This is a genomic window from Apibacter sp. B2912 (assembly GCF_009827835.1).
GTDB lineage: Bacteria > Bacteroidota > Bacteroidia > Flavobacteriales > Weeksellaceae > Apibacter.
Genome location: NZ_WINV01000008.1, coordinates 1 through 11,507 on the forward strand (window position 1 = coordinate 1; position 11,507 = coordinate 11,507).

Annotated in this window: 13 protein-coding genes and 1 pseudogene; 1 reads left to right on the forward strand and 13 read right to left on the reverse strand. The window is 32.4% G+C overall.

All coding sequences use genetic code 11. From position 1 onward, the window contains the following. The 13 genes and pseudogenes from GFV01_RS09805 to GFV01_RS09860 all read right to left on the reverse strand — a co-directional run. Positions 1–331: hypothetical protein (locus GFV01_RS09805; RefSeq protein WP_221411125.1), on the reverse strand; the 331-nt coding region annotated here is incomplete at its 3' end. 318 nt (positions 332–649) lie between these two features. Then, a complete protein-coding gene (locus tag GFV01_RS09810) occupies positions 650–1,240 on the reverse strand; it encodes a hypothetical protein (protein ID WP_160567123.1) in 591 nt (196 codons plus the stop codon). Positions 1,241–1,327: 87 nt separating this feature from the next. Continuing rightward, on the reverse strand, positions 1,328–1,774 hold the full coding sequence (locus GFV01_RS09815) for a hypothetical protein (protein ID WP_160567125.1): 447 nt from the start codon (positions 1,772–1,774) through the stop codon (positions 1,328–1,330). Positions 1,775–2,027: 253 nt separating this feature from the next. Next, positions 2,028–2,909: an ankyrin repeat domain-containing protein gene (locus GFV01_RS09820; protein WP_160567128.1), complete on the reverse strand. Its 882-nt coding sequence runs from the start codon at positions 2,907–2,909 to the stop codon at positions 2,028–2,030. Between the two features lie 2 nt (positions 2,910–2,911). Beyond that, a complete protein-coding gene (locus GFV01_RS10220; RefSeq protein ID WP_185150350.1) occupies positions 2,912–3,376 on the reverse strand; it encodes a hypothetical protein in 465 nt (154 codons plus the stop codon). A gap of 219 nt (positions 3,377–3,595) precedes the next feature. Continuing rightward, a pseudogene (locus tag GFV01_RS10225) lies at positions 3,596–3,730 on the reverse strand (RHS repeat-associated core domain-containing protein); the annotation flags it as partial. A gap of 292 nt (positions 3,731–4,022) precedes the next feature. After that, the gene (locus GFV01_RS09830) at positions 4,023–4,739 is read right to left on the reverse strand and encodes a hypothetical protein (protein WP_160567131.1); all 717 of its coding nucleotides are present in this window, start codon (positions 4,737–4,739) and stop codon (positions 4,023–4,025) included. Positions 4,740–4,763: 24 nt separating this feature from the next. After that, positions 4,764–6,662, reverse strand: coding sequence for an RHS repeat domain-containing protein (locus tag GFV01_RS10230; RefSeq protein WP_160567134.1), 1,899 nt, complete (start codon positions 6,660–6,662; stop codon positions 4,764–4,766). A gap of 599 nt (positions 6,663–7,261) precedes the next feature. Next, complete coding sequence (locus GFV01_RS09840) at positions 7,262–7,606, reverse strand: hypothetical protein (protein ID WP_160556398.1); 345 nt, start codon at positions 7,604–7,606, stop codon at positions 7,262–7,264. Positions 7,607–7,618: 12 nt separating this feature from the next. Then, entirely contained in the window at positions 7,619–9,559 is a 1,941-nt protein-coding gene (locus tag GFV01_RS10235) for an RHS repeat domain-containing protein (protein WP_160567137.1), read from the reverse strand. Between the two features lie 82 nt (positions 9,560–9,641). Continuing rightward, the gene (locus tag GFV01_RS09850) at positions 9,642–10,043 is read right to left on the reverse strand and encodes a hypothetical protein (RefSeq protein ID WP_160567140.1); all 402 of its coding nucleotides are present in this window, start codon (positions 10,041–10,043) and stop codon (positions 9,642–9,644) included. Between the two features lie 226 nt (positions 10,044–10,269). Further along, positions 10,270–10,614 carry an immunity 53 family protein gene (locus GFV01_RS09855; protein WP_221411021.1) on the reverse strand — a complete coding sequence of 115 codons (345 nt, stop codon included), beginning with the start codon at positions 10,612–10,614 and terminating at the stop codon, positions 10,270–10,272. A 17-nt stretch (positions 10,615–10,631) separates the two neighbouring features. Further along, the gene (locus GFV01_RS09860; RefSeq protein ID WP_160567143.1) at positions 10,632–11,066 is read right to left on the reverse strand and encodes a hypothetical protein; all 435 of its coding nucleotides are present in this window, start codon (positions 11,064–11,066) and stop codon (positions 10,632–10,634) included. Positions 11,067–11,082: 16 nt separating this feature from the next. On the opposite strand from GFV01_RS09860, the gene GFV01_RS10240 reads away from it, so the two are divergent. Continuing rightward, positions 11,083–11,217, forward strand: coding sequence for a hypothetical protein (locus GFV01_RS10240; protein ID WP_255448979.1), 135 nt, complete (start codon positions 11,083–11,085; stop codon positions 11,215–11,217). Positions 11,218–11,507: the final 290 nt, after the last annotated feature.

Genomic DNA, 11,507 nt, shown 5'->3' on the forward strand with positions numbered 1-11,507 from the left:
GCTGTACTATTTCGCCGTCTAAGTTAGTGATATAACTTGAGCTGCCCAAATGATCCGGGTGATAATAATACTGCATTTTCTCATAGTTCACATTGCCGATTCCTATCCCTGCTCTTAAGGCTGTATTCTGAGAATAACAGAAGCCTTCCCCGTTAACGTAATCATCATTGTCTTTTCCGTTATACGGTACTTCAAAATGAGCATAATTACGTTTTATTATTTCTAAACTTGTTTTGTACTTTTCTTTCCAATTAATGGTTACTCGTGGAAGGGACGCTCCCGCATATTCTATTCTTCTCGGATCTGCTCCAAAACTCTCAATGCCTCCCAATTTACTTACTATCCTTTGATATCCTATGTAATAATGTTTGGTATATTTTCCATTAGAACTTACTACTAAGAAGGGGTTGATATAGGCAGTAACTATTATACCATAGGCTTAACTGTAAAATTTCGCAAAGTGCCTTATTAGCAGAAATTTCTTTTCCTAATTACACCGAGCACAACCAATGGAATATTTACAATATTCTATCCCTTCGCTCGCTTATCTCTATAGACGAGTTAGAACTTTTGGATTTAATGAATTAAGACCATTAAAAGAGAAAACCCCGCAAAATGCGGGGTTTTTGATGACTTTATATTTTAAATTTTACCATAATACTAACCAATATATTATTATATCTTCTTTTTCATTAAACGCTATTCCCTTGGAATATCCATGTTTTACAATTGAAGGCATATAAGATTTGTAATAATTAATTTTTGAAGAGTACACATTTTCACCAACTTTTGAATCTATGATAATATATTTAAAATTTTTATCTAATTTACTTTTTGTAGCATTATCGGCATAGTCATTACTCCAAAAATTAGGTATTACAACATAATTATCGTCACAATTTTTTGAAAATTTACTTTGATATTCTTTATATTGTTGTAATATCAAATTATTATTATCTAAAAAATCATTTACAACTATAATACATTTATCATTAATATCATAAACTTTATTATTATTATACATTAGCTTAATTTCATTAATATCTTTTTTTTCTTTTATTAATGTTAAATTAAATTCTTCTGTATTAAAATGGCCAACTGTATCAACAGAATAAGAATAACCAGTAATCATACTTGTATATTTTTTTGGAAAATGAGAAGTTAAACTATCTCCAAAATAAGATAAATAATTAGTATAATTACGATCTTTACTTAAGTCTATACAAGAATGTAAAATCATTATTATTAGTAAACTTAATATTGTTACTGCCTTAAGTTTTATCATATGAATATTAATATCTATAGTGTTTTAATAAGACTTTATATTTTATCTTTTCTTTATTAACGATTTAACCCCCAACTTTAAAGCTTCTCCAAGTTTTTCTGCACCATATTTAATCATATCAGTTTTGGCATCATTTCTTGTAGAGTTAGTGGAACTATCAAATGAGGTCCCATAAGCTCTTGTCTCTTCGTATTTATTTTTAATAATTGATATTCCTGAAATGATATTAGCTAAACTTGGTTTTTCTTGTTTAGATAATAATAAAGTTTTCGTATTGTCACTATTTTTTTCTCTAGCAAAGACTTCAGAGCTAATTAGATTCCTAGAGCTATACTCTAAGGTTATAGTTCTCCCTATATCCTCGCGAGATACATCGGTATAATTCAGTTCTTCTACTATATCTTTAACTGCTAATTCACCAACTTTATTATTAAGTAATATTATGGAATAATCTCCAACAGGCCCTTTTGATTCATCTACTGTATACATACCCTCATAATATAAATATCCATCTTGTCCTGTAATATAGTGTTATGCACAATATATAACGGATCCTCGCTCAAACACACAGATTCTCAAGGATTAAAATTTAGGAGCTGCATGAAAAAGATAAATCTATTATTTTCGGAATGAATGAAGTAACGTTTAACAAGAAAAAAGTAAAAGACTTCTTTCTGATAAATGTAGCAGTAATCAAAAAACAAACTCCCGAGCTTAACACTCGAGAGTTTTTTGTTTGGAATTATTTTTTGTAATGGTAATTCTTAAAATCCACCCCCATTTTTTCAAGTTTCTGGATAAACTCCCAATCTTTCTGATTAGCCTTTTCTATATTGGGGTTTTCTTCCTTTAACTTTTCCATTTCTTCTGTATTTCCATTGAGCTTTGCTTTAAGAAATTTATTGACTACAACATCTTGGATATATAAAACATTTTTCTTTTTAGTTTCTTTATTTTCAAATATTGCAAGAGGTTCTTTTATATTAACTTTTAAACTGTCAATAAAATAATTTGATATTTCAATTCTATTTTTAAAACCTGTTAATGCTTCATAAAAAGGCGGATCTTGGTGCTGTTTTAATTTTTTATACGGGTCTGCTCCATATTTAATTAAAAGTTTTACCATTCCTAAATCTAATCGGCTTGCTTCGTGTATTGCAGAAGTTGCTCTTTGATAATGTCCTTTTTCATCTGTAAAATCTTCTTCTACAGAATAATTCGGATTTGCCCCGTATTTTAATAACAATTCGATATAGCGTAAATCAATCGTATAGGGTTCTGGCTTATTATAAAATTTACACGCTTCTATCAATATGCTCCGTCTAGAATAATAATTGATAAAGTTTGGGTCTGCACCTAATTCTAACAGTTTTTTGAATGTGTCAAAGTTTTCAAGTGTCAATGATAGTTTCAATATGTTAGAGCCTGTCGTTTCGTTCGTAATACTTAATAATTTAGGATTTTCCTTAACCAATTTTTCTATTGCTTCCAAATTTTTCTTTTCTACAGCTCGGGCTAATTCATACGCTTCTGTTCCTTTGAAAAATTTTACATTTCGGTTTTCCTGTCCACAACTAACAACAGACATACACAATGAAAAAATGAATATTAAATAAGTCCACATAACTATTTCTTTTTATTGTATTCGTTAAATTTGGTTGTTACCACCCCCATTGTATGGTTGTATCCCCTTTGGATAAACCTTGCTATATCATCAACACTTGTACCTGGTATTCGTGGAACATAGCTTGCAGGTAAGGTGGTTATTTTTCCCTCTGCTTTCAGCCCTAACATACCCTGATAATGACTTACCGCTTCCCCCTGAACTACATATGCAGTAATATTGGCTTTGTCATTAGTTAGCCTCAAGTTGTTTTTCGTTGCATTTGACAATCCTGCGGCATTAAAAGTTACCGCCTTACCTTCAACTGCAAGTGCATTTGCACTTGCTAATCCACCACCCAATGAATGACCTGTAAATGAAATGCCCTGATAATCCTTTGACAGTTGACCTGCAATTTTTACGGATTGAGAATATTGTTCAGCGTTTCCGGTTGTTATTTGCTGTATATTGTTTTGCCAGTCACTCAATGATGTAAAATCTGTCCCTGCTGTGGCATAAATATACTCTGTCTTATTATTATATGTTCCTTTATATAATGCACCCTGAAAACCTGTTTCATCATTATCATCAACCTTCATAACTTCCCAACCATTTGAAGTCTTATCGCCTACTTTGGCATTGTAAACATGTTCTGCTAATGGAACATAAACATCATCAGGACAGTCGGGGCAACGTCCGTCCGGGTCGGTATATTTGACAGGATTGTTCCAAAATGCTGAATATGGGGATTTATCAACTTGGTTCGGATGTTCGGCTAATGGATCCGCACTCAACCACACGCTCTCCCTAGGATTATAATACCTTGCTCCATAATAATACATTTTTTTTTAATAGCTTAGTTAGCTAAATTAGCTTTTTAATACTTAATTTTAAAATTTATTTATCTTTTTTATCATACAATATTATCTTTATTCTCAAACCCTTAAGTAATATTGCTAAATCTTCTATTATTATTGACAATAATATACTGAACTCTCAGGGCAATACCAATTTGACGCTTTCAACACTATTGAAATTATTAGTCTGATTATACTTGTAAGAATATTAATATTGAAAAAATAAAAACCCACTTAATAGTGGGTTTTTTGACAATAACTTAAAATAATTATATATTTATTCTTGTAATATTTCTTTTAACCCTTTATATGGAACCTTTAACATATATGTCCCTTCACCAATGTCAACAATTGGTGATATATTCATTATATATAAATTCAATTGATCTTTTATAAATACTATACTAGATAACTCTTTGAATCCAATATAACCAAAATCATTTTTATCTAAATTGTTAAAAGTTAAATCTATATTAGATGAATTAACTTGATATTCTATATAATTATTATTGAAATAATGCGTTAAAACCTTTCCATTTACATATATCTCAATGAAATCAACTTTATTAGCCAAAGGTAAAACATAAATATTAAAAAATGGATTAAAATTCACGTTTATACTAGTAGGATCTGGTGATATAATATCATAATTAAACCATTTATTTCTTCTAGGAATTTCGGTAGTTCTAAATTTTATTATATCATTTAAATCTTTATTATCTACCTTTCCAATTTTTATTATAGAAAAGTAGTAAAAACTATCTATTACCCCTCTAGCTCCAAAAAATTTATCTTCTTTATATAATAAAGATTCATACTCTATCCTATTTTCTTTTATAGTTAAAAGAGATGATAGTTTAAATTCTCCATGATTTTCTTTAGATATTAGCTTACTTTTAGATAAACATACAGAGATAAAAAAATATAATATATAAACTATTATTAAAAAGATTATTATCTTAAATATGTTAATATAAGTCCTTTGGGTAATCATCCTTTATATATTAGAAATTTTAAATTAATGAATTTCGAGTTCTTGATTAATAGGCCCAAAAATTGGAGTACAAAGTGAAGGTTCCAGTAAGGTAGGAGGTAATATTCTTCTTAAACCATTATTTATAGTTCCTATAATTATACTAACTGGTTTAATTCCTACACTAAAACCATTGGAATTATTGTCCTTATTTATATTCTCACTTCCACTGAGATAAATTTCACTATTCTTAATATCTGCATTTAGATTAATTCCAATATTAAAATCTAAACGACCTAAAAGAGAAACGCCAACTCCTGCTCCTAAACTTTTTTTTGTAACTTCTATATTACCTTTTATTATATTTAAATCTAACTGATAATCTTGCGAAATTTCTTTAGTGTTATCAGATATATTAAAATTCACTTTATTATCTATATTTATCACTTTTGAATTTCCAAATGTTGTTGTATTATTTATAGAAGCAGATAAAAATATATTTTTTGGTATTGACATTATTTGAGATTGTGATTTAGTACTTGAAATATAATCATTCCTAGAGCCACTACTACCTATATTTCTTAAGATACCATTTAATGGCTTCCAAATATTTCTATTAAACCAATTACTTCGTTTTCCCGTAATTACAACTTCAGGTAGGTCAGTCGGATCCTCAGGATCAATTCCTTCTCCTTCTAAGCCTCGAGGATCTATATACTTAATCGGGTTCTGGAATGTGTACGCATACGGCGATACATTCGGATACTTTTCTGCCAAAGGATCTACACTTAACCATACACTCTCTCTTGGATTATAGTATCTTGCGCCATAATAATACAGTCCTGTCTCTTCATCCAACTCTTTTCCATTGAACAAGTAAGGGGTATTCCAACTGTTGTTTCTCTCCTCTATAAACACTTCTCCAAACGGTACATATTCTACATGTTGTACTATTTCGCCGTCTAAGTTAGTGATATAACTTGAGCTGCCCAAATGATCCGGGTGATAATAATACTGCATTTTCTCATAGTTCACATTTCCGATTCCTATCCCTGCTCTTAAGGCTGTATTCTGAGAACAACAGAAGCCTTCCCCGTTAACGTAATCTTCATTGTCCTTTCCATTATACGGTACTTCAAAGTACGCATAGTTCTCTTTTAAGTCTTCAATGCTTCTTTGGTATTTCGCTTTCCAGTTGATCGTTACTCCGGGTACGGTTGATCCTGCATACTCTATTCTTCTCGGATCTGCGCCAAAGCTTTCTATATCTCCCAACTTACTTACTATTCGTTGGCTTCCTGCATAGTAATGTTTGGTATATTTTCCATTAGGACTTACTACTAAGTAAGGGTTAATATAGGCCGTGAATCCTTGTGTTTCGGTATTGCCGCCTGAGAATAAGGAATTGATATACACTTGTTCGCTCTCGCCGCTTGTTTTAATTACTCGTTCTCCTGAAGCATCATATACATAGTTACTTACATACCCATTATCATCTATTGACATTAATCGGTTTTCTTCATCCCAGCGTAATTTCCTTTCTTGGGTTTGGCTGGTTTTTCTTAAATCTTTCTTCTCTAAATCTACATTTACATAGGTTAGATTTCCGTTTAAATCATAGTGGTAATTCTTGTGCTCTTGGCGTTTTTCTTCTTCTTGACTTTCTTCTTCTCTGTAATTGATGTCTTGAAGGGTTTTTATTTGATTCTTTTTCGTTGAATCGTAGGTATACGATAAGTTATAGCCTGCTTTTAATCCGCCTTCAATCATTATGCCTTGTTGACTTACTTGTTGGTTTTTGCTTACGATATTATGTAAGTTATCGTAACCCATTTGCAAGCTGTATGCGGCCGTTTTGTTATCCGCTCCTGTGTAACTTCCTTGTGCTTGTACTAAGCGGTAAAGTCCATCGTAGGTATATTCATGCTGCATTTGTCCCCCCATAGTCTTTTGGTTGTCTTGAGGTAGCGGGGCTTGGTTGGATACGCTTAATACATTACTAACAGCGTCATAGGTATATTTGTTATTAATGATCTGATTTCTTACACCTCCACCTTGCGTTTTCGGTGATACCCAAACTTGTAATTTTCTACCTAGTAGAATTCCTTGTCAGCGACCTGATTTTTTCGTTAAATTAACACTTTTTTATCATGACAACATAAAACAAGTCTTCAAATGAAAACCTAAACCTTAAAGAGTTTTTTATCTTATCTTTAAAATCTCCCCTTTTTAGAATCTTATCAGGAACTAGGTTTTATTCTCAAATCACTATGTAAACAAACGCAAACCGCCCTAATGATGGATATCTCTTATCCTAATATCTCGGAACACTTCAAGTGGGACATTTTTAACATCCTTAACCTTATGCGTTCTCTCAATCCTGAAACTGAATAGAAACTGCTAGACCTAATTACAAAGAACTTTAAACAAAAAAAGCCTGATACAACATCAGGCTTTTTTATCTAAGTTAATATTTATAACTTTTTAGTTGCAATCTAAAAAAGTGAAAGAAAAGTTTTTATTTACTACATATTAGCTTTTATTTAAAAAGGTTCAAATCTGTATTCTTTAAAACTTCCATCCCACTCCTCTCCATTAGAAACAAACTCTATAAAATTGATAAAACCATCTAATATATCTACTTCATACCCCAATCCATTCTTTAATCCTTTAGTCATTATAAGCTCATTTGTACTTATTGAACCATTATCTATTTCAATAATTGGTATATTCTGATTCGTTTCAATATAACAAAAATTAACATACATTCCTACTCCTGTAAACTCCCTACTAGATACTCTCAAGAAAGGAATATGATACGAAATAGCTGGATATCTCAATGATAGTTTATTTAAAATTAAAACTTCAAGTTCATTCAAATTTTCCATATCAATTAAATACTATTTAAGCCCTTTTCTACTAAAGGATGAAAGTACTACTTTACCATCTTTTACCAATCCCCCAATAAGTCTTACATTAGTTTTTCCAACCTGTATTATATTTCCTGAATCTCCTGTTGGTAAAACTCCTTTTGCATTTGGCGTTAATTTACCAGATTTTAATGCTTCATTAGCTGCTTTCTGCACAGCATGATAAGCTTTTTCTTGAGAACCATATTGCTTTACAATTCCATCTAGAGCATGCTCTTCCTTTCCAAATATATGATTCAATCTATTAGCTGACGTACTAGTCCCAGATAACGATTTTGAAACTGCACTCGTTTTAGAAGCATTACTAATAGTACCTGCACCAGCTGAACCTACTATACTAATACTTGCATCTACAAGTTCTGCATTTTGCTTTGACATTCCTGCGGCTTGTAAGCCTTGACTAGTAAGTGAACTTTCTTCTTCTCCTGTCCAAACTTGTTTTAATCCGGAACTAGCTACATCAGCTCCATGAACTGCTACTACAACTCCAGCTGCTTTAGTTGCCATTGTGGGCTCTGGTGTTACTAGTAAAGCACCTCCTGCTACCATTTCTAAAGCACCTCCTACAGCTTTTACTCCTCCCAAAATTCTTGTCCATACTTGTTTTCCATTTGGATCAATCAGTATAACTGGACTTTGATAACAATATCCATACGTATTAAGGTTAAACGAATTATACACTCCTCCATTATGTTGACCATCTATATAATGCTCGGTTTCATTATTCGGATTATATCCACTTAATGGATCTGCACTTAACCATACACTTTCTCTTGGATTATAGTATCTTGCTCCGTAATAATACAGTCCTGTTTCTTCATCCAACTCTTTTCCATTGAACAAGTAAGGGGTATTCCAACTGTTATTTCTCTCCTCTATAAACACTTCTCCAAACGGTACATATTCTACATGCTGTACTATTTCGCCGTCTAAGTTAGTGATATAACTTGAGCTGCCCAAATGATCCGGGTGATAATAATACTGCATTTTCTCATAGTTCACATTGCCGATTCCTATCCCTGCTCTTAAGGCTGTATTCTGAGAACAACAGAAGCCTTCGCCATTAACGTAATCGTCATTGTCTTTTCCGTTATACGGTACTTCAAAATACGCATAGTTCCCTTTTATGTCTTCAATGCTTCTTTGGTATTTTGCTTTCCAGTTAATCGTTACTCCGGGTACGCTTGATCCTGCATACTCTATTCTTCTCGGATCTGCGCCAAAGCTTTCTATATCTCCCAACTTACTTACTATTCGTTGACTTCCTGCGTAGTAATGTTTGGTATATTTTCCATTAGGACTTACTACTAAGTAAGGGTTAATATAGGCCGTGAATCCTTGTGTTTCGGTGTTGCCGCCTGAGAACATGGAATTGATATACACTTGTTCGCTCTCGCCACTTGTTTTAATTACTCGTTCTCCTGTAGCATCGTACACATAGTTACTTACATACCCATTATCATCTATGGACATTAATCGGTTTTCTTCATCCCAGCGTAATTTCCTTTCTTGCGTTTGGCTGGTTTTTCTTAAATCTTTCTTCTCTAATTCTACATTTACATAGGTTAGATTTCCGTTTAAATCATAGTGATAATTCTTGTGCTCTTGGCGTTTTTCTTCTTCTTGACTTTCTTCTTCTCTGTAATTTATGTCTTGAACGGTTCTTATTTGATTCTTTTTCGTTGAATCGTAGGTATACGATAAGTCATAACCTGCTTTTAATCCGCCTTCAATCATTATGCCTTGTTGACTTACTTGTTGGTTTTTGCTTACGATATTATGTAAGTTATCGTAGCCCATTTGCAAGCTATATGCGGCCGTTTTATTATCCGCTCCTGTGTAACTTCCTTGTGCTTGTACTAAGCGGTAAAGTCCATCATAGGCATAGTCATGTTGCATTTGTCCTCCCATAGTCTTTTGGTTGTCCTGAGGTAGTGAGGCTTGGTTGGATACGCTTAATACATTACTAACAGCGTCATAGGTATATTTGTTATTAATAATCTGAGTTCTTACTATTATCCGCTCCTGTGTAACTTCCTTGTGCTTGTACTAAGCGGTAAAGTCCATCATAGGCATAGTCATGTTGCATTTGTCCTCCCATAGTCTTTTGGTTGTCCTGAGGTAGTGAGGCTTGGTTGGATACGCTTAATACATTACTAACAGCGTCATAGGTATATTTGTTATTAATAATCTGAGTTCTTACTCCTCCATCTTGCGTTTTCGGTGATACCCAAACTTGTAAATCGCTAAGTCTTCTTCTTTCAGGATCATACGTATAAGTGGTTTCCGAGCCATTGCAATATTTTAGATAATTTCTTTGTTCGAATTTATCATATCCTATTTTGTTTACATAGTCATAGCTATAAGCTTTGCTTCCTTTTATTACGGTTAACAACCCTGCCGTATTATAGATATAATCTACTTTTTCTTGATCCGGATAGATGATCTGCTCTAGTTTATTCCAGCTGTCGTACTTGGTTTGGGTTAACTTACAATCCCTTCCAACTTAAGCGCACGCTCATTCTTGAGGATGAACTAGAACTACTCCATTTATTAAATAAAGAGTAAATAAAAACCCAAACCCCGCTTGGAGCTGGGTTTGGGTTATTTTAATATTACTATTAATTAAAAATATCTGGCTTACTATCCTGTAAATACTCTCTAACTTTCATCTCATCTATATCTCCATTATCTACTAACAACTTAAATATTTTAATTAATAAATTTAGCTTATGTGCTCCGCCAAAAGCGTCAAAAATTCCATTTTCAATTTTATAACCTATCCATTCAGTTTCTGAAATCTCTATCTTAACCCAAGATTTATCATCAATATTAATCCCTGTATCTTCCAACTCTATCTTCAATCCCCATCCTGGATTGTCAAAAGTTTCAATTTTAACTCCATAATTATGCTCCCAATATCCATCACATTGAGATGCATACCATTCTTCTAACCATACTAACATATCTTTTTCCATAATTTTTAGGGGTTTAATTTCTTTGGCATATCTTTTCCAGGAACAGCAGGTCTTATATCCTTTCCTTCATGAACATGAGGGGTAGGTATTTGATTTCCATTAGAATCTCTATGTGGCTTACCTTTATAGTCAACACTTTTCTGTTTCTCAAAACCTACTCCTTTAGAATTTTTATTTGGATTATTATCATTGCGTTTATATGTAGTATTTCCTCTTTCACTTATTACAGTATGATCTCCTTCTGCATCATCTGCTGGTTTTCTATTATTACTTCCTCTTGTTGAATTTTTTTGAGACTCATTATTTTTTGATTCTACTTTATCATTTCCGGATTTAGTATCTCCTTCCGACAATAATCTAATTCCATGCTGTTCTAAATCTCGTTTAGTTTTTTCCTCTAACCATTTTGATTCACCTTCATTTAAGCTTGTTGAATGCAATACTGCTCCTAATACTGTGGTTGGAATATCTACTATCCCTCCTACTATTCCTCCTACTTTTTCTCCTAAAAATTTTCTTCCTACAACTTTTCCTACTGTGGCTCCTACTGATTGCTTTCCATTAGGATCTACTAATAGAACCGGATTTTGATAACAATACCCATACGTATTAAGGTTAAACGAGTTATAAACTCCTCCATTATGTTGACCATCTATATAATGCTCGGTTTCATTATTCGGATTATATCCGCTTAATGGATCTGCACTTAACCAAACTCTTTATATCACATCAAAATACTTTGCTTCATATTAGTAAATATATGTTTATTTATCTAATTATTTTCCACTAATATAGCTATCTTTTGTTAATTTGAAAAATTAATAATTTAATCAAAAAACCTCGCATAATGCGAGGTTTTTGATTTCTATTTACCTTTTGCC